General features: G+C 71.9%; 23 protein-coding genes and 2 tRNA genes. 10 read left to right on the top strand and 15 right to left on the bottom strand.

The genetic code is table 11. The annotated features are described in order from the left end of the window. The first annotated feature begins 161 nt into the window (after positions 1-161). The 4 genes from hisN to ACFHWE_RS19225 all read left to right on the top strand — a co-directional run bounded on the left by hisN (position 162) and on the right by ACFHWE_RS19225 (position 4,117). Entirely contained in the window at positions 162-962 is an 801-nt protein-coding gene (gene hisN / locus ACFHWE_RS19240; protein WP_416603063.1) for a histidinol-phosphatase, read from the top strand. A gap of 140 nt (positions 963-1,102) precedes the next feature. Next, on the top strand, positions 1,103-2,374 hold the full coding sequence (locus ACFHWE_RS19235; protein WP_416603062.1) for an ABC transporter permease: 1,272 nt from the start codon (positions 1,103-1,105) through the stop codon (positions 2,372-2,374). 9 nt (positions 2,375-2,383) lie between these two features. Next, positions 2,384-3,403 carry a peptidase M23 gene (locus tag ACFHWE_RS19230; protein ID WP_416603061.1) on the top strand — a complete coding sequence of 340 codons (1,020 nt, stop codon included), beginning with the start codon at positions 2,384-2,386 and terminating at the stop codon, positions 3,401-3,403. Then, the gene (locus ACFHWE_RS19225; protein ID WP_416603060.1) at positions 3,404-4,117 is read left to right on the top strand and encodes an ABC transporter ATP-binding protein; all 714 of its coding nucleotides are present in this window, start codon (positions 3,404-3,406) and stop codon (positions 4,115-4,117) included. A gap of 59 nt (positions 4,118-4,176) precedes the next feature. Here the strand turns inward: ACFHWE_RS19225 and ACFHWE_RS19220 are convergent. From ACFHWE_RS19220 to ACFHWE_RS19210, 3 genes are all read right to left on the bottom strand, one after another. Then, positions 4,177-4,253, bottom strand: a tRNA-Met gene (locus ACFHWE_RS19220). 243 nt (positions 4,254-4,496) lie between these two features. Next, positions 4,497-4,570, bottom strand: a tRNA-Met gene (locus tag ACFHWE_RS19215). 152 nt (positions 4,571-4,722) lie between these two features. Beyond that, a complete protein-coding gene (locus ACFHWE_RS19210) occupies positions 4,723-7,689 on the bottom strand; it encodes a UPF0182 family protein (protein WP_416603070.1) in 2,967 nt (988 codons plus the stop codon). Positions 7,690-7,986: 297 nt separating this feature from the next. Here ACFHWE_RS19210 and ACFHWE_RS19205 point away from each other — a divergent pair, with 297 nt between their 5' ends. Then, on the top strand, positions 7,987-8,505 hold the full coding sequence (locus ACFHWE_RS19205; RefSeq protein ID WP_416603059.1) for a PPA1309 family protein: 519 nt from the start codon (positions 7,987-7,989) through the stop codon (positions 8,503-8,505). Positions 8,506-8,517: 12 nt separating this feature from the next. Here the strand turns inward: ACFHWE_RS19205 and ACFHWE_RS19200 are convergent, their stop codons facing one another. The 3 genes from ACFHWE_RS19200 to ACFHWE_RS19190 form a co-directional block, all read right to left on the bottom strand. Continuing rightward, positions 8,518-9,600, bottom strand: coding sequence for a PDZ domain-containing protein (locus ACFHWE_RS19200; RefSeq protein ID WP_416603058.1), 1,083 nt, complete (start codon positions 9,598-9,600; stop codon positions 8,518-8,520). 77 nt (positions 9,601-9,677) lie between these two features. Beyond that, positions 9,678-10,115 (bottom strand): molybdenum cofactor biosynthesis protein MoaE, encoded by a 438-nt coding sequence (locus ACFHWE_RS19195; RefSeq protein ID WP_028648602.1) that lies wholly within the window; start codon positions 10,113-10,115, stop codon positions 9,678-9,680. A gap of 56 nt (positions 10,116-10,171) precedes the next feature. Then, positions 10,172-11,239, bottom strand: a complete 1,068-nt coding sequence (locus tag ACFHWE_RS19190; protein WP_416603069.1) for an NAD-dependent epimerase/dehydratase family protein — start codon at positions 11,237-11,239, stop codon at positions 10,172-10,174. 124 nt (positions 11,240-11,363) lie between these two features. Here ACFHWE_RS19190 and ACFHWE_RS19185 point away from each other — a divergent pair, with 124 nt between their 5' ends. Next, the gene (locus ACFHWE_RS19185) at positions 11,364-12,755 is read left to right on the top strand and encodes a zinc-dependent metalloprotease (protein ID WP_416603057.1); all 1,392 of its coding nucleotides are present in this window, start codon (positions 11,364-11,366) and stop codon (positions 12,753-12,755) included. Beyond that, on the top strand, positions 12,756-13,310 hold the full coding sequence (locus ACFHWE_RS19180; RefSeq protein ID WP_416603056.1) for an NUDIX hydrolase: 555 nt from the start codon (positions 12,756-12,758) through the stop codon (positions 13,308-13,310). Between the two features lie 59 nt (positions 13,311-13,369). Here ACFHWE_RS19180 and ACFHWE_RS19175 read toward each other — a convergent pair whose 3' ends face one another. The 7 genes from ACFHWE_RS19175 to ACFHWE_RS19145 form a co-directional block, all read right to left on the bottom strand. Then, positions 13,370-14,266 (bottom strand): hypothetical protein, encoded by an 897-nt coding sequence (locus ACFHWE_RS19175; protein WP_416603055.1) that lies wholly within the window; start codon positions 14,264-14,266, stop codon positions 13,370-13,372. A gap of 740 nt (positions 14,267-15,006) precedes the next feature. Next, positions 15,007-15,582, bottom strand: coding sequence for a M48 family metallopeptidase (locus tag ACFHWE_RS19170; RefSeq protein WP_416603054.1), 576 nt, complete (start codon positions 15,580-15,582; stop codon positions 15,007-15,009). A 302-nt stretch (positions 15,583-15,884) separates the two neighbouring features. After that, positions 15,885-16,043, bottom strand: a complete 159-nt coding sequence (locus ACFHWE_RS19165; RefSeq protein ID WP_416603053.1) for a hypothetical protein — start codon at positions 16,041-16,043, stop codon at positions 15,885-15,887. A 34-nt stretch (positions 16,044-16,077) separates the two neighbouring features. Further along, the gene (locus ACFHWE_RS19160; RefSeq protein ID WP_416603052.1) at positions 16,078-16,356 is read right to left on the bottom strand and encodes a WhiB family transcriptional regulator; all 279 of its coding nucleotides are present in this window, start codon (positions 16,354-16,356) and stop codon (positions 16,078-16,080) included. 209 nt (positions 16,357-16,565) lie between these two features. Beyond that, a complete protein-coding gene (locus ACFHWE_RS19155; RefSeq protein WP_416603051.1) occupies positions 16,566-16,928 on the bottom strand; it encodes a hypothetical protein in 363 nt (120 codons plus the stop codon). 201 nt (positions 16,929-17,129) lie between these two features. Next, positions 17,130-18,011: an acyl-CoA thioesterase II gene (gene tesB, locus ACFHWE_RS19150; protein ID WP_416603068.1), complete on the bottom strand. Its 882-nt coding sequence runs from the start codon at positions 18,009-18,011 to the stop codon at positions 17,130-17,132. 7 nt (positions 18,012-18,018) lie between these two features. Continuing rightward, positions 18,019-20,163 carry an ATP-dependent DNA helicase UvrD2 gene (locus tag ACFHWE_RS19145; RefSeq protein ID WP_416603050.1) on the bottom strand — a complete coding sequence of 715 codons (2,145 nt, stop codon included), beginning with the start codon at positions 20,161-20,163 and terminating at the stop codon, positions 18,019-18,021. A 242-nt stretch (positions 20,164-20,405) separates the two neighbouring features. Between ACFHWE_RS19145 and ACFHWE_RS19140 the strand changes: the two genes are divergently transcribed. Beyond that, entirely contained in the window at positions 20,406-20,666 is a 261-nt protein-coding gene (locus ACFHWE_RS19140) for a mycoredoxin (RefSeq protein ID WP_028648612.1), read from the top strand. 162 nt (positions 20,667-20,828) lie between these two features. Next, positions 20,829-21,281 carry an ANTAR domain-containing protein gene (locus ACFHWE_RS19135; RefSeq protein WP_416603049.1) on the top strand — a complete coding sequence of 151 codons (453 nt, stop codon included), beginning with the start codon at positions 20,829-20,831 and terminating at the stop codon, positions 21,279-21,281. A gap of 17 nt (positions 21,282-21,298) precedes the next feature. Here ACFHWE_RS19135 and nudC read toward each other — a convergent pair whose 3' ends face one another. Next, positions 21,299-22,249 (bottom strand): NAD(+) diphosphatase, encoded by a 951-nt coding sequence (gene nudC / locus ACFHWE_RS19130; RefSeq protein ID WP_416603048.1) that lies wholly within the window; start codon positions 22,247-22,249, stop codon positions 21,299-21,301. A gap of 232 nt (positions 22,250-22,481) precedes the next feature. On the opposite strand from nudC, the gene ACFHWE_RS19125 reads away from it, so the two are divergent. Continuing rightward, complete coding sequence (locus ACFHWE_RS19125; protein ID WP_416603047.1) at positions 22,482-23,033, top strand: EF-hand domain-containing protein; 552 nt, start codon at positions 22,482-22,484, stop codon at positions 23,031-23,033. Positions 23,034-23,037: 4 nt separating this feature from the next. Here the strand turns inward: ACFHWE_RS19125 and ACFHWE_RS19120 are convergent, their stop codons facing one another. Continuing rightward, entirely contained in the window at positions 23,038-26,463 is a 3,426-nt protein-coding gene (locus ACFHWE_RS19120; protein ID WP_416603046.1) for an ATP-dependent helicase, read from the bottom strand. Between the last annotated feature and the right edge of the window lie 48 nt (positions 26,464-26,511).

Here is a 26,511-nt window from a genome sequence, read left to right as displayed (position 1 = left end):
GAGGGAGGGGAGCACGTCACCCTGAACTCTCCGCCAGCCCACAGGCGAGGTCGGTTCCGCCCGCGATGACCACCCCACGGCGCTACACGCCCGTTGCGAGCATCCCCTGCACCACGCGCACCCTTCGCCAAGCGGGCACCCAGGATGTAGCGTTACCGCCCATGGCGTCCTTTGACGATGATCTGCGGCTGGCCCACGTGCTCGCCGACGCTGCCGACGACATCGCGCTCAAGCGCTTCCGCGCGCTCGACCTCGAAGTCGACACCAAACCGGACCTCACACCGGTCACCGAGGCCGACCGCATGGTCGAGGAGACCCTGCGCGGCGTGCTCTCCCGCGCCCGCCCCCGGGACGCCGTGGTCGGGGAGGAGTACGGCAAGACCGGCAACAGCCACCGGGTGTGGGTCATCGACCCCATCGACGGGACGAAGAACTACGTCCGCGGCGTCCCCGTGTGGGCCACCCTGATCGCCCTGATGGAGAACGAGCGCCCCGTGGTCGGCGTCGTCTCCGCCCCTGCGCTGCACCGCCGCTGGTGGGCCTCCCTGGGCCGCGGCGCGTGGACGGGGCGCAGCCTGTCGCAGGCCTCGCGCTGCCAGGTGTCGCAGGTGGCGAAACTGGAGGACGCCTCGTTCAGCTACTCGTCGCTGACCGGCTGGGAGGACCGGGGGCTGCTCGACCCCTTCCTGGGCCTGACCCGCTCGGTGTGGCGCACCCGCGCCTACGGCGACTTCTGGTCGCACGTGATGGTCGCCGAGGGGGTGGTGGACATCTCCGCCGAACCCGAACTCTCGCTCTGGGACGCCGCGCCGCTGCCGATCATCCTGGAGGAGGCCGGCGGCCGGGCCACCGACCTGCGCGGCGCCGGGTTCGAGGACGGCGGTCCACTCGTGTGCAGCAACGGCCTGCTGCACGACTCGGCGCTGACCTGGCTCAACGGGGGTCCCACCCCGGTCCGCTGACCCGCCTCCCCCGCCCCGTCGCAGAAAAACCCTTCCGGGTGTGAACCCCGCCGAGGTCTCCGGCATCACCCATCGGAGGCCCCCTTGTGCCCCGGGGCCGGGCGCCGCGGCGGCGCCGCCGTCCACCCGGAAGGGACCGCATGCTCCGTTCCCTCACGGCCGGAGTCGTTCTGGCCTTCGCCGGTTCGCGTGCCAACATCGCCCGGACCATCCTGTCCTGCACCGGCATCGTCGTCGGTGTGGGCGCGCTGGTCATGGTGGTCACCGCGAGCAACTTCGGGCAGCGCTACGCCGTCACCACGAGCGAGGTCCAGGGCGGTCTGCCCGCCACCATCCAGGTCGAGATCCCCGGGGAGGTCACCGACCGCGCGGCGCTGGAGGCGGACCTGCTGCGCGTGGGCGGCCGGGAGGTCTCGCTATACCAGACGCCGACCTCGCGTCCGCTCCTGCGCACGGGCCAGAACGTGGTGACAGACATGAGCGTGAACGGCGTGGATCCGGACCTGAGCGAGATCCGTCGGCTCGACCTCGCGCGGGGGCGCTGGTTCACCGACGCCGACACCGCTTCGCTGGCCCCCGTCCTGGTGGTCAACGAGTCGCTCGCCGAGCAACTCGGCGACCTCACCCGGGTACAGATCGGCGCCGGGCAGTGGACGGACGCGCGGATCGTCGGGGTCCTCTCCGACAGCAACCAGGACTACTCCGCCAACAGCGCCTACCTGCTGCGCTCCCCCGCCAGCGAGGAGCTGATCTTCGGCGGTGCGGAGGCCGCAGGCCCCCCGGTGGGCCCCATGCCGCCCGGGGCGGACTTCGGCGACCCGATGACGCGCTCCAGCTACCTCGTCCTCTTCGACTCCGAGCACCCGGCCGCGGTGGACCCCTTCGGGCAGGAGTTCCGTACCGCGCTGGGGTCGGCGGCCTGGCGGTGGGGGGCCGACATCTCCGCCGAGGGGATCTCGGCCTTCCGCGTCGACCACGCCGAGGCGATGCAGGAGCCCCTGAGGTACATGTCCTGGGGGCTCATGGGGATCGCCGCCGTCACGCTCGGCACCGGGCTGCTCGGTGTCCTCAACGTCGGTCTGGTGACGGTGCGCGAACGCCGCCGCGAACTGGCCACCTACCGGGCGCTGGGCGCCTCCCGCACGACGCTGTTCGTGGCCGTGGTCATGGAGGCGGTGGTGGTGTCCGTGGTGGCGGGGCTCATCGCCGTCGGCGGGTCGCTGGCCCTGACCGAACTGGGCGCCCTGCTCGTCGAACGCTTCCTCCCGATCCCGGACAGCGTCGGCCTCTACGTGCCGGGCGACGCGGTGCTCGTGGGGCTGGGCAGCGCGGCCCTCGTCGGGCTTCTGGCCGGGATCATCCCCGCGGCGCGGGCACTGCGCGCCTCCGTCGTCGCGGGACTGCGTGATTAGGAGACTCCAATGGTCGAGAAGAGATGGATCGTCGCCGGGGCCGCCCTCCTGTTCCTGGCGGTGGCGGTCGGGGGCGGCTACGTCCTGTTCCAGCGCCTGCCCGGCGGGACGCCCCCGGCCGAGTTCCCGCTGAACCAGGCCGCCGCCGACATGGGCGGGACGCCCCACGAGGTGGGGACGGCCTCCATCAGCTCGGTGATGGTGCTGGACGCCACCGTCCGCCGCGCGCCCGGCGAGGACGTCACCGCCCGCGAGGGCGGGACGGTCACCCGGGTCTGGGTGTCCGACGGCGACCCCGTGGACAACGGGGCGCCGATCCTCACCCTGGCGGTGCCCGGCGGACCGGCCCCCGAGGGGGACGGCGCCGCCCCGGGCACGCGCGAGGTCATCCTGTATTCCCCCGACGCGGGCGTGGTGTCCGGCATGGGCGACCTGTGGACCGGGGACACCGTCGAACCGGGGACCGCCGTCGCCGAGGTCGCCCAGGAGGAGTTCCGGGCGGTGGCGAGCGTCCCGCCCAACGACCTGTACCGCTTCGTCGAGGACCCCGAGGACATCACCCTGCGGATCGAGCAGGGGCCGGCAGACGTCACCTGTACCTTCCTGTCCCTGGGCAGCGCCCCGGTCGGCGCCTCGGAGGCCACCGGGGACGGCGGCGGCGAGGCCGGTGCCGAACTGGTGTGCCGCGTCCCCGCCGACGTCGAGGTCTTCGAGGGCGTGCGCGGCGAGCTGTCCGTGGCCGCCGCCGAGGTGAGCGGCGTGGTCGCCGTGCCCGTGACGGCGGTGCGCGGCGGCGGGGGCGAGGGGGAGGTGATGGTGGTGGCCGGGGACGGCGGCCACGAGCCGCGCGAGGTCTCGCTCGGTGTCACCGACGGCTCAATGATCGAGGTCACCGAAGGGCTGAGCGTCGGCGAATCGGTACTGGACCCGGTACCGCTCGACCCCAGGTTCGACGTCCCCGGGGCGTACGACCCCGCGGAGGGGTTCCGGGACCTGGACCCCGAAACGGTGTTCGAGGAGGAGGGCTAGGTGTCGGCCGGTGCTGCCTCGCCGGAGTCCCCGCGCACCGCCGCGGCGCCGCTGCTGGACGTGCGGGGGCTGACCCGGCACTTCACGGTGTCCGGGGCGAGGATCGACGTGCTGAGCGACTGCACCTTCCAGGTGGCGCGCGGCGAGGTGGTGGCGATCGTCGGCCAGTCGGGGTCGGGCAAGTCCACCCTGTTGAACCTGCTGGGCCTGCTCGACCGGCCCAGCGGCGGCTCCTACGGGTTCGACGGCGAGGACACCACCCGCCTGGGCGAGGGGCGCCGGTCGCGGCTGCGCGGCGAGGGCATCGGGTTCGTGTTCCAGCAGTTCCACCTGCTGGAGCGGCGCACCGCCCTGGCCAACGTGGGGGTGCCCATGGTGCTGGGCGGGGTCCCGCTGCTGCGGCGGCGCGCCCGGGCGCGGGAACTGCTGGAGGCGGTGGGCCTGGGGCACCGCCTGCACTCGCGGCCGCACCAGCTCTCCGGCGGTGAGCAGCAGCGTGTGGCGCTGGCGCGTGCGCTGAGCCGCTCCCCCGCGCTCATCCTCGCCGACGAGCCCACGGGCGCCCTGGACACCGCCAGCAGCGCGATGATCATGGACCAGTTGCTGGAGCAGGCGCGGATCGGCGGGGCGGCCGTGGTGGTGGTGACGCACGATCCCAAGGTGGCAGCGCGGGCCGACCGTGTGGTGGAGCTCGTCGAGGGCCGGACCCTCTGAACGCGGCAGGAAAGGCACACAAAATTCGGGCCCGGGATTTCTCCCGGGCCCGAATTTCTTGGTAGCGGGGACAGGATTTGAACCTGCGACCTCTGGGTTATGAGCCCAGCGAGCTACCGAACTGCTCCACCCCGCGTCGTGATCCCTACTTTAGGACCTTCGGTCCCCGGTGGCAAATCGGTTTTCCCCGAGGGGTGACCGTGGGATCCCACCGACCGGCCGGTACTGGCGCCGGTTTGTTCTACGATGACTCTACCAGCACCGGGAGGGCCGCCGAACCACCGACACGGAATCGAACCGGCTCCGTGCCCGCCCCACCGAAATCACCGATAGGGCGAAAAAGCACCGGACCCGGAAGAAATCCGGGCCCGGTTCTCAGTAGCGGGGACAGGATTTGAACCTGCGACCTCTGGGTTATGAGCCCAGCGAGCTACCGAACTGCTCCACCCCGCGTCGTCGTGTTCTCCACACTAGCGCTTCACGCGCGCGAACCCAAATCGTTTCCGGGAGACCCGTCCCACGCGGCCCCGCACGCGGGCGGGGCGGGGCCGCACAGGCCCCGCCCCGCCGGACGTCCGTACCCGGGAGTACCGGGAGGCGGACGCCTACTCGTTCAACTGCTCCTCGATGGCCTCCAGGGCCTCGCGCAGGTCCTCGTTGGCCGCGTCCTGGTTCTCCTGAGCCTCTTCCCAGGCCTCGACGGCGTCGTTGAGGGCGTCGACCAGGTCCTGGTCGGAGGACTCGCCGCCCTCGCCGTCCTCCGAGCCCTCGGCGGGCTCGTCCTCGGCCGGTTCCTCCTCCGCGGGCTCCTCGCCCTCGGGCAGGGGCGCCTCGCCGTCTCCGAAGAGGTTGTTCAGCGCGTCCTGGAGGTTGTTGCCGATGGCCACGTCCTCACCGAAGCCCACCATCACCTGCTGGAGCAGCGGGAAGGAGGCCGCGCCGCCACCGCCGGCCTGGACGTACAGCGGCTCGACGTAGAGCAGGCCCTCCGCGAACGGCAGGGTCAGCAGGTTGCCCCGCGTCACCTCCGCGTTGGACTGCTCCAGCGGCAGCAGGACCTCGCGCACGGCGGCGTCGGAGTCGAAGGCGTTCTGCATCTGCCCCGGGCCGAAGGTGACCCCGCTCCGCGGGAGTTCGAGCAGTTGCAACTGCCCGTAGCCGTCCGAGGAGGGGTCGCTGTTGACCGCCATGAACGCCGCGAGGTTCTCACGGCCCCGCGGGACGAACGTGGTGGTCAGCGAGAAGCTGGGCTCGTCCGACCCCGGGTACTTGATGGTCTGCCGGTAGGCGGGCATCGGCGCGTCGTTGCCGGTGGTCGGGTCCGCCGGAACCGTCCAGAAGTCCTGGCCGCCGTAGAAGGCCTCGGCGCCGGTCACGTGGTACTCGCGCATGATCTCGCGCTGCACCTTGAACAGGTCGTCCGGGTAGCGGACGTGCTGGAGGAGCTCCTCGCTCATCTCGTCCCGGTCGGCGACCGCGTCCGGGAAGGCGTTCATCCAGGTCTGGAGGACCGGGTCCTCCTCGTCCCACGCGTACAGGGTCACGGTGCCGTCGTAGGCGTCGACGGTGGCCTTGACCGAGTTGCGGATGTAGTTGACCTCGTTGCCGGGCAGCGCCCCCACCTGCTGCACCGAGCTGTCGGTGAAGGTGTCGCTCACCGCCTGGGTGAAGTCGATCGGCTTGGCGTAGGGGTAGCCGTTGGACGTGGTGTAGGCGTCCACGATCCACTGCACGCGGCCGTCGACGATCGCCGGGTAGGGGTTGCTGTCCGTGGTCAGGAACGGGGCGACCCGCTCCACGCGCTCCAGCGGGTCCCGCTCATAGATGATCCGCGAGTCGTCCTCGATGGCGCTGTTGAGCAGGATGTTGGGTTCCTGGTACTTGATCGCGTACAGGATCCGGTCGAAGAAGTTGCTCAGCTGGACGCCGCCGTCGCCCTCGTAGCGGTTGTAGGCCTGCGAGGCGCCGTCCTCGGCGCCCTCCTCGGCCGCGCCCTCGGTGGCCTCGGGGGTCGGCTCCGCGGTCTCCTCCCCGCCGTCCTCGGAGTCCTGGGCGGGGGCCCGGGCCTCGTCCGCCTCCGGGCTGGGGCTCATCGTCGGCTCGACGGCGTCCTCCAGCGTCGGGACGTCCTCGGTCTCCTCCTCGGCGTCGAGCGGGTAGTCGTACTCGCGCTCGGCCTGGACGATGACGTAGTCGGCGCCCTCCTGGCCGTAGTAGATCCGCGGCTCGTAGTCGCCGACGACCTCGCTCAACTCACCGCGGGGCGGGATGTTGTACTCGGTGAAGACCGGCCGCCCCTCGTCGTCGATGAGGTTGCCCGCGGCGGCGACCATGCCGTAGCCGTGGGTGTAGATCAGGTGCCGGTTCAGCCAGTTGTCCTGGTCGGAGGGGGGGCCGCTGAGCTCGCGGGCGGCGACGATCGTGTCGATCAGGTTGCCCTCGGTGTCGGGGTAGCGGTCCACCTCTAGCACGTCCGGGAACTGGTAGAAGCCGCGGACCTGCTGCATCTGCTGGAAGGTCTGCGACACCACGGAGGGGTCGGCCAGGCGGACACTGGGGATGGTGTCGGCCTCGGCCGCCAGCTCCTGCGGCGTCAGCTCCGTGGTGGCCTCGTAGTCCTGCACCTCGGTGTCGGCGATGCCGTAGGCGGCGCGGGTGGAGGCGATGTTGCGGTCGATGTACTCCTCCTCCAGGCGCAGCTCGTTGGGGTCGACCTGGAAGCGCTGGACGATCTCGGGGTAGGCCACGCCGATGATCAGCGCGGACAGCAGGAGGAGCCCGAGGCTGGCCACGGGGACCATGGTGTTCTTGAAGTAGATGTTGGCGAAGAACAGCAGGGCGCAGATGACCGAGATGACGGTGAGGATGGTCAGGGCGACCTTGACCGCGTTCACGTCGGTGTAGGAGGCGCCGAAGGTGTACCCGCGCTCGGAGAAGACCAGCCCGTAGCGGTCCAGCCAGTAGGACGCGGCGCGCAGCAGCACGAAGACGCCCAGCAGCACCGACAGGTGCACGCGGGCGGACGGGGTGGCGCGCTGGCCGCCGTCGGTCTGCAGGCGCACGCCGCCGTACAGGTACTGCACGACGACCGCGGCGATGAAGGCCAGGATCACGGCCGCGTACACGTAGCCGAGCAGCGTCCGCAGGAAGGGGTAGGTGAAGGCGTAGAAGCCGATGTCCCTGCCGAACTCGGGGTCGGTCACCCCGAAGTCGGAGGCGTTCACGAACTGGAGGAAGGAGCGCCAGTCACCGCTGGAGGCGATGCCCGCCAGGACGGCGAGGACGCCGACGGCGATCCAGAAGAACAGGACGCGGTGCGGGTCGATCGACTGCCGGTACCGGTCCAGGCCCTGCTGCTCCAGGCTCAGCGGGCGCACGCGCGGGCGGAACCGGTAGGCGAAGAAGATACTCAGGCCGACGATGGCGCCCATCACCAGCGCGGACACGGCGAACAGCAGGGCCCGCGTCCACAGTTCGGTCACGAACACCGAGCTGTATCCGACGGCGCTGAACCACTTGAAGTCGGTCCAGAAGTTCGCGGCGAGCCCCAGGCCCGCGATGATGACGACCACGGTCGCCGCGACAGGCGCGAGCAACCTTGATCGGCGAGGCATACGCGCAGGTGGTGCGCCGGGCGATCGGAAGCTCACGCCTCCCCCTCGTTCTGGCTTGGTAGGTGCGTTTCGGTGCGCGTGTCAGCGCCTTCTTACAGAGAACTTAATCCGGTCGCGCCGGGTTCCCGAAATCCTCCGCATCCGGGTGACGAGGCTGCATCGGTGCGGTATCGGTGCGGCATCCGGCGGACCTTCTGCATGACCCTACTGTCCGGAGTGGGAGCCGCGGGGTCCGGTATCGGTCACCATGGAGGTGTGTCGAATATTCGCGAAGCCGTCATGGACCTCGAACGCCACGCCGCCGAACAGGGGTGGGACCGGCCGCTGGGCCTGTACGCCCTGGTTCCGACCGCCGAACTGCTGAAGGCGGAGCCGGGCCTGGCCGACCTGCTGGGGCTGGACGCCCCGGCCGACCCCGACGAACTGACCCCGGTCGAGCAGGAGCCCCTGCCCGACGGCGTCACCCTGGAGGACGCCCTGGGCAGCATCCTGTGGCCGGAGGACGTGGCGGGCTGTGCCCTGGTCATGGAGCGCCTGGTGGTGAAGGGGTCCGACGAGACCCTGGCCGCGGGCGAGGACCCGGTGGCCGAGGGCAAGCAGACCGAGGAGATCCGGATGGTCGCCGGGGTGATGCGCGACGGCGCTCGGCACTGCGCGATGCGGATGCGCAGCCACGACAGCGAGGACGAGGTCCTCAGTGGCCCCGACCTCATTCCCGCGCTCACCTCGGCGCTGGCGCTGACGCTCGACCTCGACGAGGCGGAAGGCGCTTAGCCACCGGAGCGGTCAGGCCTCGCAGCGGGGCAGTTCGCCCTCACCGGTGCGGATGGTCTCCAGGGCCGCCACGGCGTCGGTGAGGGTCTCCACCCGGACCACCTCCAGGTCGTCGAGGGCGGCGGAGTCGAAGGTCTGGTCGCAGCTCTCGGCGGCCACCAGGAAGTACTCGGCGCCGTCGCGCTCGGCGCTGACCATCTTCTGCGCGATACCGCTGATGCCGCCGACCCGGCCGTCGGAGGTGATGGTGCCCGATCCGGCCACGGAGGCGCCGCCGGTGAGGCTCTCCTCGCTGAGGCGGTCCATGATTCCCAGGGCGAAGACCATGCCCGCGCTGGGGCCGCCGATCTCCCCGACGGAGATCTCGACGTCCACGGGGAAGTCCATGTCGTCGGCGATGAGGATGCCGACCGCCGCCGTGCCGTCCTCGGCCTCGGTGGTGGCGACCTCCACCTCGACGCTCTCCCCGTCGCGGTCCAGTACCAGCTCCACGGGGTCGCCGGGCTCGCGCCCGCCCACCCGTTCGACGACGGCGGAGCTGCCCACGGCCTCCTCGGGGTCGTCGCCGCCCGTGTCGGTGGGGACGGGCTCGCCGTCGATGGCGACGATCACGTCCCCGGCCTCGACCAGGCCCTCCGCCGGCATGCCCTCGACCGTCCCGGCGACCAGCGGCACCGCCTGGTAGCCGATGCCGAGCTGGTTGAGCGCGGCGGCGGTGGCGTTGGTCTGGGAGTCGTTCATCTGGACCGTCTGGCGTTCGCTGACCTCCTCGGGGGAGCGGTCGGCGGGGAACAGCAGCTCCTCCGGCATGATCGCGTTGCTGGGCGAGAGCCAGGCGGTGAGGACGGTGAGCAGGTTGAGCCGGTTCTGGGGGCCGCCCGCGTACTGGACGGTCACCATGGAGAGCGCGCCGTCGTGCTCGTAGCTGTCGGCGCCCTCGACCCGGATGACCGGTTCGCCGTCGTAGTCGCCGACCGTGTTCAGGGTGAGGCCGGGCGAGGCGACCAGGTAGGGCATGGGGAGGTACAGGCCGCCCACGCCGAGTCCCACAAGGAGGACGAGCGAGACGACAAGGGTCAGGAGGCGACGAACCATGCCCATACCCTACGACCGCCCGGGTACCGGTGGTTCACCCGGTCACCCGGCGTCCACCTCGGGGTCCTCACCCCTGGTCACGGAGTGCCCACCCACTCGTCGTCCCCGTCCTCGAAGGACTGGTGCTTCCAGATGGGCACCTGGGCCTTGAGGTCGTCGATGAGGCGGCGGCAGGCGGCGAAGGCCTCCTCCCGGTGCGCGGCCGCGGCGGCCACGACGACCGCGGCGTCCCCGATCTCCAGGTCGCCCACCCGGTGGACGGCCGCCATCCGCACGACCGGTCTGCCGGGGGCCGTGGTGTCGGTGAGCACCTTCTCCATCACCGAGCGCAGGCGCTCCTCGACCGAGGGGTGCGCGGAGTAGGCCAGGCGGGCGACGTCGCGCCCGTGGTCGTGGTCGCGGACCGTGCCGACGAACACGGCGGTGCCGCCCGCACGCGGGTCCGACACGGCGTTGAGGACCTCGTCCACCGACAGCGGGGTGTCGCGTACCGCAGCGAGAGTGATTTCTTCCACGCCACGAACGTACCAACACCGGGTCGGCCGGTTCACGCCCCGGCACCCGGCCTCTCCTATTCCCGCCCGCGTTTGCGCAGGTGGCGGATGGCCGCCGCCGTGCCGATCGCCGCGGCGGCGGCACCCGCGGCCCCGGCGGCGGTGATGGTGACCTCCTTGGCGCCCAGGGTGCGGCCCACCAGCGCCGGCCTGCCGCTGCGGTGCTCCAGCAGCTCCGCGAGGGCCTCCTCGTTGGTGTAGCGGGGCTTCCAGCCCGCCTCGCGCAGGGCGCGGCAGTCCGCCACGCACGGGTAGACGAGGTGCTTGAGCTCGCTCTCCGCGGCGGGGGTGATCCTGGCCTGGTGCAGGCGGCGGATCGCGCCGAACACCAGGTTCGGTGCGACCTCGAAGTGCTTCATCTCCGCGAGGTCCTCCACCTCGTCCTGGGAGAGGGAGCCCTCGCTGGCGACGGTCACCACACCCCGGGCCCCCTCCACACCGTGCAGGGCGCAGAAGGCCAGGGCGTCGACCAGGTCGTCGACGTGGCAGAACTGCCACCGCTGTTCGTGCCCCTTCACCGTCAGCAGGCGCGGCGACGAGAAGTGGCGGCTGACCAGGCCGTCCTGGCCGGGTCCCACGAGCGCGGCCGGCCGCACGACCGTCACCGACAGCCCCGGGTGGGCGCGGCGGGCCCGCTCCACCAGGGCCTCGATCTCGGCGAAGTCCCCGGTCAGTCCGGCGCTGTTGTCGGAGACGCGCGGGGCGTCCTCGGGCAGCGGGACCGGGTGGTCGGGTCTGGCGCCGTAGACCACGGTGCTGGTGACGAGGACCACCCGGGGGACCCCGGAGGCCGCCGCGGCGGTCAGCACCGTCTGCGCCGCCCGGATGTTGTGGGCGCGGCGCTTGGCGGGCCTGGTCTCCAGGGATCGGTCGTCGGCCGTGTGCACCAGGACGTCGATGCCGCCCAGGCGGGAGACCAGCCCGGGGTCGCAGACGTCGGCCACACGCCAGGTGACGCCGCGCAGGTCGGCGAGCTCGCCGTCGATCGCCACGACCTCCCGGGGGGCCGTGGAACCATTCGGCGCGGTCAGGCGTTGTACCAGGAGCCGTCCCGGCCCGGAGGCGGCGCCGGTGACCCCGACCACCGTGCCCGTGCCTTCGGACGGGGTGTGCTCTGGGCGAACCTGGCTGCTTTCGGTATTCACTCCGGGCGACTCCCAGCTAACGTGACCAGTGGAGACCAAACCTAATCCTGCCTGAGGTCTGATAGTGAGCGACCTGCCTTTCGGTTTCAGCATGCCGAACGATCCCGACGACGAGTCCGGACGCCACTCCGGCGGCTCGGGTGCCGGCAGCGGCCGCCCGGGCGGAGGGGACTCCCAAGGACCGGGCGACTTCCCGTTCGGCGACCCGCAACAGATGGCGAACATGCTGCGCCAGTTCGCCGACATGATGTCGTCGCAGCCCGCGCCGGGTTCCGGCGGCGGTTCCCCGTCCGCGTCGGGGATCAACTGGGACACGGTCAAGAACATCGCGCGGCACACGGTGTCCCAGCACGGCGACGCCAGTGTCCCGCCGCACGACTACGCCAAGGTCGAGGAGGCGCTGCGCCTGGCCGACCTGTGGCTCGACCAGGCCACCGACCTGCCCTCGGGCCTCCAGACCGCCCAGGCCTGGAGCCGGTCGGAGTGGATCGAGAAGACCATGGACACGTGGGCGCAACTGTGCGACCCACTGACCTCCAAGACCGTCCAGTCCATGGGACGGAACCTGCCCGAGGAGATGCAGAACGTGGCCGGTCCCCTGCTGGGGATGGTCCAGCAGATGGGCGGCATGATGGTCGGCCAGCAGGCGGGCCAGGCCATCGGCGAGCTGGCGCGCGAGGTGATCGGCACCACCGACATCGGCCTGCCGCTCGCCGGGGAGGGCCGCGCCGCGCTCCTGCCGCCGGGCGTGGCGGCGTTCGGTGAGGGTCTGGGCATCCCCGACGACGAGGTTCGGCTGTACCTGGCCTCCCGTGAGGCCGCCGTGCACCGGCTGTACTCGCACGTGCCGTGGCTGCGCTCACACGTGTCCCGGCTCGTGGAGGAGTACGCCTCCGGGATGTCGTTCGACGTCAGTGGCCTGGAGGACCGGCTCGGGGGGCTCGACCTCACCGACCCGGAGGCGCTCCAGGAGGCGCTGGCCGGCGGCGGGGGTACCGAGGGCCTGTTCCAGCCCGAGGACACGCCGCAGCAGAAGGCCGCGCTGAGCCGCCTGGAGACGACCCTGGCGCTGATCGAGGGCTGGGTGGCCACGGTGGTCTCCGACGCGGTGGCCGAGCGCCTGCCGCAGGAGGGTGCGCTGGCCGAGGCGACCCGGCGGCGCCGGGCGACCGGCGGTCCCGCCGAGCACACCTTCGCCGCCCTGGTGGGCCTGGAGCTGCGCCCGCGCCGTCTGCGGGAGGCGTCCGTCCTCTGGGAGAAGCTGGAGCGGGAGCGGGGGATCGAGGGACGGGACGCCGTGTGGCAGCACCCGGACCTGATGCCCACCGGTGACGACCTGGACGACCCGGACGCCTTCGTGCGCGGCCGCGACGAGGGGTTCGACCTCTCGGCGCTCACCGACGACGCCCCGGAGGCCGGGGAGGGCGAGGGAGACGACGGGAAGAAGGGCGAGTAGGTGTCGCTGCACGCGGACGCCCGGGCGGTGCTGGGGGCGTGGGCGGCCCCCGACGCCCGGCAGGAGGAACTGCGCGTCTCCTATCTGGAGCACCTGGACGCGCACGGGGACGCCATGTGGCGGGAGTGCCTACCGGGACACCTGACCGCCTCGACGGCGATCATCTCCGCAGACGGTTCCCGGGTGGCCCTGGTACTGCACGGCACCCTCAACATGTGGTTGCAGACCGGCGGCCACTGCGAGCCGGAGGACACGACCCTGGCGGGGGCCGCGCTGCGCGAGGCGGCCGAGGAGTCGGGGATCGACGGCCTCACCCTGCTGCCGTCGCCGGTGCGCCTGGACCGGCACGCGGTGCCGTGCGGGGGCGGCAGCCACCACCTGGACGTGCAGTTCGCGGCCGTAGCACCGCCGGACGCCGTGCTGGTGCGAGACCCCGAGGAGTCCGACGACCTGGGTTGGTTCCCGGTCGAGGGGGTTCCCGATCCCTCGGACGAGCCGTGCCGCGCCCTGGTGCGCGCCGCCGCCGCGGCCGTGGCCGCCCTTCGGGACGCGTAGGCGGCACCGCGCGCGTCCCGCCCCTCCGGCACCGGGCGGAGGGGCCGGCCCATCCGGGATCAGTCGAAGAGGTCCTCCGGGCGATCGACACCGGCGGCCTTGGGCAGCCACTTCTGCAGGGTCGACAGATCGGCGCAGGAGGCGATGCGCTCGCGCACCCGGTCGGAGACAGGGAGGCCGCGCCCCTCCAGGACGGCGATCACACCGTCGACCAGCGCGTCGTGGACCTCAGCGCGGACCTCTTCGCGGCCCTCCTTGCGGCCCTCCTCACGGCCGATTCCGACGTACTTGCGGGCGAAGTCGCTCTGCCACTCCCAGGTGTCCACTGCCATCAGGTCCTCCATGTGTTTCAGGGCGGCCTCACCGAGACCGGCCATGACGTAGTCATAGTAAAACGCGCGGCGATCGGGGTCGATGGAGTCCAGCGCCTCCATCAGCGCGTCCAGGGTCTTGGGATCGGTGTCGCCGTGCGCCCTGGCCGACAGGACGGCCAGTTCGGGCAGTGCTCGCGCCTTCCCGGCCTCGGTGACCACGGGCGTGGCGGACGGCCCGATCACGAGGGGGGAGAGGACGAACCCCGGATGTCCGATGTGGATCTCCTCGGCGCACGTACACGCCATGCCGTCGGTGGGACAGAGCACGAGGAGGATCGCAGGACACCCCAGACGCGCGTAGAGGGTGACCAGGTAGGCGGGCCAACTCGACTTCTTCCGAGCGTCGGCCCGGTGTTGGCGTTCGACCACCACGGCCAGGACGTGTTCGGTGCCGTCTCGGAGCAGGACGGCACCGTCGCTGTTCCACTCCTTGGGGTCGCAGTTGGTCAGAACGGATGAGGTGAGCACCGTCTCGGTGTGCGGGGGCGGGTCGATCCCCAGCGACTCCTTGAGCAGGACCGGGACCATCTCGGGCAGGTTCTGGATGATCCGCAGCGGGATCTCGTGTTCTCGGCTGGGCACTGGTGTTCCTTGAGGGACGCGGGTCGGGGACCCCGCGGCCGAGGTCGTCGTACGAACGGGTGAGGAGGCGGGGGTTCGGTGGGTGCGCGGTCAGGGGACCACGGCCGCTACCGGCACGCTGGTGGCACGCACGACCGCGGAGGACGCGCTCGTGGTGACGACGTTGGTCGGTTCTTTCGAGAGAACAATAGGACCTCTTTTCCGATCTCGCACATTGGGGGGCCAAAACTGTAGATATCAGACCCCTTATGGATCAATAATCCAGATACGAGAAACATGTCCAAAAAGAGTGAATTAAGAGCTTTCACCCTTGAAATACATAACCGCACTCCAGGGCGCGCGAGCAGCACCCGACACAGGCTGGGGCCGACAAGGCAACCAGAGAATAACGAATAAGCAACGAAAATGACATCGCCGAAGATGTCCGCATTCGCGAGCTACGATCGGCAAAACCAAACTGCGTCATTCACGCCAGCGGAGGCGTTTGTGCGAGTGGAATGCGGTATCTGCGGAGAAGACCACTTCATCTCGGCCTGCCCCTACAGACCACGCGAGAACGACTCAGCCGGCGGAGGCGCTGGCGGCGGGGGATGCCTCATCTTCATGCTCCTCCTCGTGAGCACGGGGATCCTCACCGCCACCGGACCCCTCTGACCCCGGTCCGAACCACCGGCTCACCCGGAGAACACACGGGTAGCAGCGGCCTCCCTTTCCCGGAACCGGGGCTCCGGACGGCCGTGCTACCCCTCTTCGAGGGCCTCGATCTCGGCGGCGTCGCCGGGGACGTCGGTGTCGCCCGCCTGGTCGCAGGCCTCCAGCCGGGAGGCGGCGCTGAACCCCTCCAGGTAGCCGCGGGCGCGCTCGGCCTTGGGGTACCGGCGCACCAGGTCCCAGAACTCGCGGCCGTGGTGGGCGTGGAACAGGTGCGCCAGCTCGTGGACGAGGACGTAGTCCACCACCCACGAGGGCATGCCGATCAGCCGGCGGGAGATACGGATGGTACGCGTCTCCGGGGTGCACGAACCCCACCGCGCGTTCTGGTTGTCCACCCACCGGACCGACGCGGGCAGCTCGGTGCCGTCCAGGTACTGGCGGGCGAGCTCCAGCGCGCGTGCGTGGAGGTCCTGGTCACCGGAGTGCCGACGGCCCTCACGGGCTTCCAGGCGTTGCAGCATCCGTCCCACCCAGCGCTTTTCCTCGGCGCGGGAGAACGAAGCGGGCATGAGGACGACCGTCGTGTCCCCGTCCCGATAGGCCGACACGGTGCGCCGGCGGCGAGGACTGCGTCGTACCTCGACTTTGGTGTTCGAGGGCACAAGCTTTACGGTAGCCGAGGGAAGCCCGGTCGAACAGGGACCTGACGCGGCCTTTTGCCCAGCAGTGTCGTGATCGTCGCGTCACCCGGAGTGGAGCGGGCGCGTTCGAGTGTGTCCGATTCCACTTCGTGTAGGAGGTTTCCTCCCTCCGTGAGGACACGGTACCGACCCCCGGAGCAGGCCGGACACGGCGACTGGACCACGAAAACGAGACCGGACCGTGACCTCGGAAAGGTCCGATCCGGTCCCGCCGCCGCGTCACGGCCCGTCAACCCGCCGCCGCAGGTCACCGCGGACCGGCGTCAACACAGCCGTGGACGCACCACTTCCATGAGCCTCTCCTCCATCAGCCGCTCCTCGCGCTGACGGGCACGCCAGTAGCGGGCCCCGAGCTTGCGCTCCTGGTGTTCGCGGTGTTCGGTGTCCGTGCTCTCGATCACACGCATGAGTTCCTGGATCATCGTCTCGTCCTTCGGGGTACGGGGCGGGTCGGGCTCAGGCGGCCACGGGGGCCGGGTTCTTGCGGGGGCGGCCGCGCGGGCGCTTGCGCGCCACCACCTGGCCGGAGACGAGCAGTTGCCCGCCCCAGACGCCCCACGGCTCCTTGCGCTCCAGCGCGTCCGCCAGGCACTGCTCCCGCACGGGGCAGTCGACGCAGACCCGCTTCGCGGCCTCGACGTCGGCCGGGGCCTCGGCGAAGAACAGGTCGGGCTCGTCGCGGCAGAGGATGTCGTTCTCACCCAGCCAGGGCGTTTGCAGGACCGACGCAAGCATCGGTGCCCTCCAAGATCTTTGTTCGCTTCCGTACAACGCGGTCGGTGTTCACTGCCACCGGAACCGGTCCGGTGGGAGGGACCTGGACCCTGCGATGCCGCCTCCCCCTCCCCACGCCTGGGACGGTGGAAGGGAGCGGAGGTACGAAGAAGGCCGCGGCCCCTGGGCGGGGTCCGCGGCCACGGTCGAAACTCTCGGCCTGTGCTGCTCTAGGCCGGGATTCTCCGTGGACACTGCCCCGCTGCGCCATAACGGCGCGGGGTTGCTTCGGCGCGGTCAGCCACGTGCTCGCCTTGTTCAAGGGCGAGTCCGGGGCCGGTCCGGACGCGGTTGCGCTCGACGGCGGACGCCTCGGGCTTCAGACCCGGGTGTCCCGCCGACTCACGCAGCCCGCCGAGGCCGTACACACAGCCCTCGGCGCTGCCGAGACCGGTACCGCCGGAGATGCCGGACCAGACGAAAGAGCCGGGACGACCGCTCAAGGCGGTGCCCTGGGCACGGGTCGGCAGACCCTGGACCGACGGCATGGCGAAAACGGCGACGAAGCCTGTGACAGCGGTGAAGTCGATCATCTGACAGGGCACCTCCTTCCATGCCGGGCGGCAGGGTCTTGCACCTGCGCCGAGAGCGGTCCTAGCGACGGTGTACACACTACGGGGCGGCCGAGAAGATCGGCAACCCATTTTCTACCTGCGAAAACGGCCGTATCCGGCCACGGGTGCGAGGAACTTCCCCCGTGCGCGGCCCCGCACCGGCCGGGCCGCGCACGGGTCCTAGGCGTCGTCGATGACGCGGATCAGGCCCTCCTGGACGACCGAGCACACCAACTGCCCGTCCCGGGTGTAGACCAGCCCACGGGCCAGCCCCCGGGCACCCTGGGCACTGGGCGTCTCCTGCGCGTACAGCAGCCACTCGTCGGCGCGGAAGGGCCGGTGGAACCACATCGCGTGGTCGAGGCTGGCCATGGCGACCCCCGCCGAGGTCTTGCCGTGCCTGAGCAGCACGGTGTCCAGCAGGGTCAGGTCCGAGGCGTAGGTCATCAGGCACACCTGGGTGAGCGGGTCGTCGGGCAGCTTGCCGTTGACCTTGAGCCAGATGGGGTTGGTGTTGGTGCGCATCCACGGCTTGCGCTGCGCCTCGATCGACAGCGGCCCCACCGGGCGCAGTTCGATGGGGTGCCACCGCACGAACCCGGGCACCCGCCCGAGCACGTCCTGGAGCCGCTCGTCCCGGCTCGGCAGCTCCTCGGGCGCCGGAACGTCGGGCATCGGGACCTGGTGGTCCAGCCCCGGCTCCCCCTTGTGGAAGGAGGCCGACAGGGTGAAGATCGGCTTGCCGTGCTGGATCGCCACCACCCGGCGCGTGGTGAACGAGCGCCCGTCGCGGGCCCGGTCCACCTCGTAGACGATCGGCACCGCCGGGTCACCGGGGCGGATGAAGTACGCGTGGAGCGAGTGGACGTGGCGCTCCTCGGGCACGGTGCGGCCCGCGGCGACCAGCGCCTGGCCCGCCACCAGGCCACCGAAGACACGCTGCGGCCCCTCGTCGGGACTGTTGCCCCGGAAGATGTCGTTCTCGATCCGCTCCAGGTCGAGGACCCTCAACAGGTCCTCCAGGGACTGCCCCTGGCCCTCGGCGTCCGCGGCCTCACTCATCGCGGCCTCACTCATGGGTCGGTTCCTCCCCGTCCTCGCCCTCATCGCCGCCCCCGGCCCCCGCGTCCTGAGCGAGCGCGGCCGGGTCGGCACCCGCGACCAACGCGAGTACCGCATCACCGTAGCGGTCCAGTTTCACTGCTCCCACACCGGACACCGCAGACAACTGCGCGAGACTGGACGGCTCCTGCTCGGCGACCGCCTGGAGGGTGGCGTCCGTGAAGACCACGTATGCGGGGACCTTCTGTTCCAGGGCCGTGGAGCGGCGCCACTCGCGCAGCCGTTCCAGCAGGGACTCGTCGTAGGTCGAGGGGCAGTCCAGGCAGCGGCCCAGCTTGCGCTCGGCCGCGTCGGCGAGGGTCGCGCCGCACACCCGGCAGCGCACCGTGCGGTCGCGGCGGCGCTCGGCACGGCGGGCCGAGGTGGACGGGGAGGCGGGCCGCAGGCCGTCCAGGAACCGGGAGGGCTTGCGCGTCCGGCGCCCCCCGGGCGAGCGGGCCAGCGCCCACGACATGCACAGGTCCCGCCGCGCACGGGTCACCCCGACGTAGAACAGGCGGCGCTCCTCCTCCACCTGGTCGTCGGTCTCGGCGTAGACGATCGGCACCATGCCCTCGGTCAGGCCCACCAGGAACACCGCGTCCCACTCCAGGCCCTTCGCCGCGTGCAGCGAAGCGATCGTCACGCCCTCGAACCCGGGTGCGTGCTCGGTGGCCATGCGGGCGTCCAGCTCGTCGACGAAGTCGGCCATGGTCGCGGGGCGCCCGCCCGGCCCCGCGGTGGCGGCCATGTCCTCGGCGAGCTGGGCCAGCGCCGACAGCGACTCCCAGCGCTCGCGGGCCTGCCGCCCCTCGGGGGCCGCCTCGACCAGGCCGAGCTGCCCCAGGAGCTGGCGGACGGTGGGCACCAGCGGTTCGGGCTCCTCCCCCGCCGCGCCGTGCCGGGCGCCGCGCAGGGTGTGCACGGCCTGGCGGATCTCGGGCCGCTCGAAGAACCGGGCGGTGCCGCGCACCGTGAACGGCACCCCCTCGTCGGTCAGGGCCTGCTCGTAGGCGGCCGACTGGGAGTTGGTGCGCACCAGGACCGCGATCTCGCTCGCCGGGGTGCCCTGTTCGACGAGGAGGCCGATCTTGCGCGCCACACCGGTGGCCTCGGCGGGTTCGTCGTCGTACTCCTGGTACATCGCGTCGGGGCCGTCGGGGCGCTGCGCCCGAAGGGTGAGGTGGCCTGCCGACACGCTGCCGCGCGCCTGCCCGATGACGTGGTTGGCCACCCGCACCACCTGGGGTGTGGAGCGGTAGTCGCGGACCAGTTCGACGACGGTGGCGTGGGGGTAGCGGTGCGAGAACCCCGTGAGGTAGCTGGGGGTGGCGCCCGCGAAGGAGTAGATGGTCTGGCTGGGGTCGCCGACCACGCAGAGGTCGTCGCGGTCGCCGAGCCAGGCGTCCAGCAGCAGCTTCTGCAACGGGTTGACGTCCTGGAACTCGTCGACGACGAAGTACCGGTACTGGTCGCGGACCTTCTGGGCGATCGCCGGGTGCTCGGTGATCATGCCGGCGGTGAGTTCGAGCATGGACTCGAAGTCGAGGAGGTTGTGCTCACGGCGCAGCTCCTCGTAGGACTCGAAGACGCGAGTGACCTCCACCGCCGACATGGGGGGCTGGCGCCCGGCCTTGGCCGCCGCCTTGTCGTAGTCCTCGGGGCGCACCTGGGTGACCTTCGCCCACTCGATCTCGGCGGCCAGGTCGCGCACGCCCGGGCGGTCGGGCTGTAGGCCGACCGCGTGGGCGGCGCGCGCCACCACCCTGGCCTTGCTGTCGATGAGGGTGGGCTTCTCACCGCCGACGACCTGCGGCCAGAAGTAGCCCAACTGGCGCAGGGCGGCGGAGTGGAAGGTGCGCGCCTGGACCCGGGGCGCCCCGAGGGCGCGCAGGCGGCCGCGCATCTCCCCCGCGGCCCGGGCGGTGAAGGTGACGGCGAGGATCTGCTGTTCGGAGACCACGCCGCTGGCGACCGCGTAGGCGACGCGGTGGGTGATGGCGCGGGTCTTGCCCGTCCCGGCTCCGGCCAGGATGCACACGGGGCCGCGCAGGGCGCGCGCCGCCTGGGTCTGTTCCGGGTCCAGTCCTTCCAGGAGGCGGTCGGGGTCCATACTGCTCCTGCGGTGGTTCGGGGGCGTCGGGTGGTCTGAGGGGACAGTCTCTCAAGTATCGGTGTCGGCCGGGGCCGGTCGCACCGCCCGTCTCCGACCGAACCCGCCGGAGTCCGGAACCAGTCGGGCTCCGGCGGCGTCCCACAAAGTGTTCGGGAGATCACGGGAAGCGGTTCGGGACGACCGGTGTTGACACGGGAGGACCGACCCCCACGATCTCAGGACGGGAAGACGTGAGCGATATGACGAACACGGACGACGGGCAGTTCACGATGTACACCACTCCCTGGTGCGGGTACTGCAGGCGGCTCAAGGGCCAGCTCGCACGCGAGGGGATCACCGGAACCGAGGTGAACATCGAGGAGCACCCGGAGTCCGCGGACCTCGTGATGAAGGTCAACGGCGGGAACCAGACGGTGCCCACGCTGGTCTTCAGCGACGGCGCGGCGATGACCAACCCGTCGCTCGCTCAGGTGAAGAAGAAACTGGCCGAGTTGGCGTAGGCCGGTGAGCGGACCGTGCCCCGCCGTGGCGGGGGCGCGGTCCGCACCGCGGGTACCCCTCCCCGGAGCGGCCGCCCCGGTGGCGGCCGCTCACCGTCCGACGACCGGCCCGGTCGGCGTGAACGAAGAGGGACGACGGGGAGGTTGGAGTTGGGGGACGACATGAGGCCTCATGACATAGCGGTCGCCGACACGGTGAGCACCGACGTGGTGCGCCGTACCCCGAACGGATGGCGTCTGGACTGCGGGCAGGAGGTGCCCGACCTGGTGAGCGCCATGGTCCTGGCGGACCTGTTGTCGAGCGAGGCGGGGGTGCCCGCCCAGCGCACGCAGTCACCGGGCCGCGCTCCGGAGGGGGCGAGTGAGGTGGAGCGGCTGCGCCACACGGTCGCGCAACTGGAGCACGCCCTCCATTCGCGGGTGGTCGTCGAACAGGCGATCGGTGTCCTGGCGGAGCGGCACACGCTGATGCCCAGGGAGGCGTTCGAGCGGCTGCGCTCCTCCGCCCGGTCCCGGGGCCGCAAGGTCGCCGAGCTGGCACGGGACGTGGTGGAGAGCAGTACCAGCCCCCTGACCGCTCTGCCCGACGAACTCGACTCCCCCGGGGTGAACTGACACCGGGGTGCGGCCCGTCACCACTCGCCGGGCAGCGGCCCTCCGTACCAGTGCTCGATGAGGGTCCGGGCTATGGAGACCCGCCCGGGCAGCACGACCTCTCCGGAGTGTGCCGCCCGCGCAAGCCCCTCCCGGGTGAACCAGCGCGTCTCGGCGATCTCGTCGTCGGTGGGCTCGGTCTCGGCGACCGCCCGTGCCGTGTAGCCCACCATCAGGCTGCGCGGGAAGGGCCAGGGCTGCGAGGCCAGGTACCGCGGGTCCTCCACGACGACACCCGCCTCCTCGGCCACCTCGCGGATCACCGCCTGCTCCAGCGACTCCCCCGCGTCGACGAAGCCGGCCAGGACGGAGAACCGGCCCTCGGGCCAGTGGGGGTTGTGGCCCAGCAGCGCCTCCTCGCGCCCGGCACGCTCGCGGTGCACCAGCATGATCACCGCCGGGTCCGTACGCGGGAACTGCTGGACGTCCTCCCGCTCGCACACGCGCACGTGCCCGGCCGAGGCCATGGCGGTCGGGGAGCCGCAGCGCGGGCAGAACCCGTGGGTGGCGTTCCAGTTGGCGAGCGCCACGGCCCGGGTGAGCAGCCCGGTGTCGCGGTCGCCCAGGATCGCGCCGATCTCGCGCAGGGACGCGGGGCGGGAACCGCCGGTGGGGGCGAGTTCTCCCTGGGAGCGGACGGCGAAGTAGGCGGTGCCGTCCTCGACCCCCAGCAGGTACCGCTCGCCCTCGGGGGCCTCCTCCGGTCCGGTCAGCACGAGTTCGGGCGTGTCCCCGGTGGTGACGAGGGCACGCGACTGCTTGGCCAGGAGCGCCCGCCAGCCGTGGTGGGACGGGTCCCCGCCCTCCAGCGCCAGGACCCTGGTCCGGGGGTCCGCCCACGCCTGGTCCAGCCACGTGTCGTCCGCACGCAGGTGGCCCGCGGGGTCGACCGCGGAACGGGACAGGCGGGGTGTGGGGTCGGCGTCCATGGGTCCTTCCGGGGTGGGCTCTGGCGGCCGCCGGGGACGGCCCTGCTCAAGGAGTAACACCCGGCGGTGCGCGGCGCATGCCCGGGGGTGTGCCAGCGGCTGTGGGGTGCGCGCTTCCCCGTCGTCCACAGATGCGCGGTCGGGCTCACGGAACCGTTCCGGATGCGCGAGACTCGAACGAGGACGGGGGCACAAGGATCCGAGGCCCCCTGCCCCGACGAGAGGAACACCCGTGCGCAGCAGCACCCCCTCCCCCGCGATCGCCGAGCGGTTCGGACGGCTCTTCGATGCCCTCGACACCGACAGGGACGAGGCCGTCACCTGGGACGACTACCAGCGCCTGGTCGACAACTACATGAGCGGCTACGCGCTGGAACCAGACGACCGCCGCGCCCAGGCCATCTACGCCTCCTACCAGATGCTGTGGCTGGAGCTGCTGCGCCACGGCACCCGGACCGGGGCGCGCCTGGACAAGGGCTCCTTCGTCACGGCCATGCACCTGGCCTCCGAGGACCGGAGCCGGTTCAACATGACCGAGGGCGTGGCCGAGGCCGCCTTCGACCTCCTGGACGCCGACGACGACGGCTCCATCAGCGAGGCCGAGTACACCGCCTACGCCAAGGTCCTCGGCGCCGCCGACGAGAACGCGCTGGCCCGCTTCAAGCAACTGGACACCGACGGCGACGGCACCATCAGCCGCCGGGAGTTCGTCCTGTCCGCGCGCGAGTACCTGTTCGGCGAGGACACCGACGCGCCGGGCGGGTTCGTCTTCGGCGTCATCTGAGGGCTCAGTCCGGTTCGGGGACCGAGTCGATGAGCGCGGCGAGGCCGTCCGCGTCGAGCAGGTCGGCGGGGCGGACGGTCTCACCGGCGCGGACGTAGTGGAAGGCGGCGCGGACCTCCTCCAGCGGTACGCCCGCCAGGTCGGCCCAGGCGAGCCGGTAGGCGGCCAACTGCACGCCCACCGCACGGCGCTCGGCCTCGGTGGAGGGCGGGTGGCCGGTCTTCCAGTCGACCACGTCGTAGCGGCCCGTGGCGGCGTCGTGGAAGACCGCGTCCATGCGCCCCCGGATGAGCCGGTCGCCGATGACCGTCTCGAAGGGCGTCTCCACCTCGACCGGGATCCGCGCGCCCCATTCGCTCTCCTCGAAGCGGCGCCGCAGCTCGGCCAGGTCATCGTCCTCCCCGGCCGTCTCGTCGGCCGCGCCGGGCAGCTCGTCCAGCAGCACGGCGTTGGCGCCGAACCGCCGCTCCAGCCAGGTGTGGAAGGCGGTGCCCCGGCGGGTGTGCGGCGCGGGCGGGCGGGGCAGCGGGCGGCGGATCTGTCGGGCGAGCGCGGAGGGGTCGCGGGCCAGCCACACCATGGACGACACCGACAGGTGGTCGGGCAGCTCCACCTGGACCGGCCCCTCACGCCGGGCCTCCTCGGCGGCGCGGCGGTGGCCGAGCAGCAGCGCGGTGTCGCGCTCCCAGCCCTGGAGGCGTCGGCGCAGTCCCGCGGGTGCCGGCTCCCCCTCGGCGGGGGCCTCCCCCGAGCGCAGGCGGCGCCTGGCGCGTTCCACGAGGGCGGCGCCCGCCAGGATCTCGGCGTGCCTGCGGGCTGGTGCGGGCGGCTCCTCCCCCGCTTCGGCGGCCCGCGCGGCCTCCTCCTCCGGGGCGGGCGGCCACACGGCGCTGTCGTCCTCGTCGTGGTGCGGGTTGGTCGCCTCCGGGTCCGGCGGCGGCGCCCAGTGGACGATCCGGCCCGCCCCGGCCCCGCACGCGTCGCGGACCTCCTCCAGGAACACCGACGGGCCGCGCGGCGTACCGCCCGTGCGGCCCCACCAGTGGCCGGTGCACAGCAGGGCGAAGGAGGCCCGGGTGACGGCCACGTAGGCCAGCCGCCGCTCCTCCATGAGGTGGCGGGCCTGCTCGGCCTCCTTGAACGCGTCGATGTCCCTCTTGGCCACCCCCGCCAGTTCGGGCAGGCTCGCCCGGTCACCGCGCAACGGGTAGGGCAGGTGGTGTTCGGCCCTCACCCAGGCCAGCGCGTCCCTGGCCTTGGCGGGGAACAGCGGCGCCCTCGTTCCGCCGCTGAGTCCGGGCACGACCACCACGGGCCACTGGAGCCCCTTGGCGCCGTGCACGGTCATGAGTTTGACGCTGTCGGAGCCGCCGACGCGCTCGCCCGGCGCCAGCGCGCTCTCGTTCTCCTCGGCGGCGTTGAGGTAGCCGAGGAAGCCACCCAGGGTGGGGTCCTCTCTGTTGCCGACGAAGCGGACCGCGTGGTCGACGAAGGCGTCCAGGTCCGCGCGCGCCGACAGGGGTTCGCGCCCGCTGCGGGCACCCACCTCGATGTCGAGTCCGAGCATGCGTTCGACCTCGGTGACCAGGTCCGGCAGGGGCTGGCCGAGCATCGTGCGCAGTGAGCGCAGCTCCTCCGCCAGACGGCCCAGGCGCTCGTAGGCGGCCTCGGAGTAGTGCTCGGCGGGTCCGGGGTCGTCCACGGCGTCGACGAGGCTGCCGCTCTCGGCGGTCAGGTCCAGGACGGTGCGCCGCAGGAGGTCGTCGTCGGGGGTCTGCTCCGGTTCGTCGGCGGTGAGGTCGCGGCGGGTGTTCCGGGCGAGTTCGGCGGCCCGGCTGCCCAGGGCGGCGAGGTCGCGGGGGCCCAGCCGCCAGCGGGGGCCGGTGAGCAGCCGGGCGAGTTCGTTTCCGGCGGAGGCATCGTGGACCACGCGCAGGGTGGCGATGATGTCGCGCACCTCGGGGACGAGCATGAGGCCGCCCAGGCCGACGACCTCCACGGGGATGCCGCGCGCCTCCAGTGCCTCGCGCAGGGGCGGGAACTGGGCCCGCTTGCGGCACAGGACGGCGACGTCGCCCGGGCCGACCCGGCCGTCGGTGCCGCCGCCGGACTCCCCGTCGGGCCAGGGCAGGAAGTCCGGTGCGATGTGGGAGCCGCCTGCCTGGCCCGGACTCGCCTCGACCAGTTCGCGCACCTGGTCGGCGATCCACTCCGCTTCCTCGGTCTCCGTGGCGAACAGGGCGCCGAGCACGGTACCGCGCCCCCGGCGGGCCGGTCCCGGGTACAGGACGGGGACCTCGGGCGCCTCCTCGCGCAGCGGTTCGGCGATGTGCTGGGCGGCGGCCAGGACGCGCTCGCCGTTGCGGAAGCTGGTGGAGAGCAGCCGCACCGGCGCGGGCCGCCCGGGGGCGACGGGGAAGTCGGTGGGGAAGCGGGTGAGGTTGGCGGCGATCGCGCCCCGCCATCCGTAGATGGACTGGCAGGGGTCGCCGACTGCGGTCACGGCGTGGCCCTCGCCGAACAGGGCACGCAGCAGGACGAGCTGGGCGTGGCTGGTGTCCTGGTACTCGTCCAGGAGGACGACGCGGAACCGGCCGCGTTCGACGAGTCCCACCTCGGGGTGGTTCTCGGCGATGCGCGCGGCCAGGGCCATCTGGTCACCGAAGTCCATGGCCTCGCGGACGTGCTTGGCGTGCTCGTAGCGCTCCACGAGCGGCAGGAGCTGTTCGCGGCGGCGCTGGGCGTCCACGAGGTCGCGGGTGGCCTTGGCGGGCCTCTTGGGCAGCGCGTCCACCTGGGATCGGATCCACGCGCCGATGCCGCGCACCCGGTCGGGACTGCTCAGGTGGTCGGCGATCTGGCCGGACAGGTGCAGGACCCGCTGGGTCACGGTGTCGGCCCCGACGGTGATGAGGTCCATGGGGCCGTCGTAGGAGCCCACGACGCGGGAGGCCAGTTGCCAGGACTGGCCCTCGCTGAGCAGGCGGGAGGTGGGCTCGACCGCCTCGCGCAGGGCGTGGTCGCCGACGATGCGCCCGGCGTAGGCGTTGTAGGTGGACACGGTGGGTTCGCCGTCCAGGACCTCCTCGGGCAACTGCTCGGTGGCACGCAACTGGTCTAGGCGCTTGCGCACGCGCTCGGCGAGTTCGGCGGTGGCCTTGCGGGTGAAGGTCAGGCCGAGGACCTGTTCGGGCCGCACGTGCCCGTTGGCGACCAGCCACACGACGCGGGAGGCCATGGTCTCGCTCTTGCCCGACCCGGCGCCCGCGATGACCACGCCGGGCTCCAGGGGCGCGGAGATCACCGCGGACTGCTCCGGCGTGGGTTCGGGCTGTCCGAGCAGGCGCGCCAGCTCGGCCGGGGTCAGCCGGGGGAAGACGGGAGGTGTGTCGGCCTCGGCCGAGGGGGAGGGGAGGATGGTCTCAGACATGGCGGCTCTCAGAGTGATGCCGGGGACGGCGGGCGGGGGAGCGCGAGG

The sequence above is a fragment of the Nocardiopsis sp. LOL_012 genome (genome assembly GCF_048060475.1).
In the GTDB taxonomy this organism is placed as follows: domain Bacteria; phylum Actinomycetota; class Actinomycetes; order Streptosporangiales; family Streptosporangiaceae; genus Nocardiopsis.
This window is presented reverse-complemented; position numbering and strand designations above follow the sequence as displayed.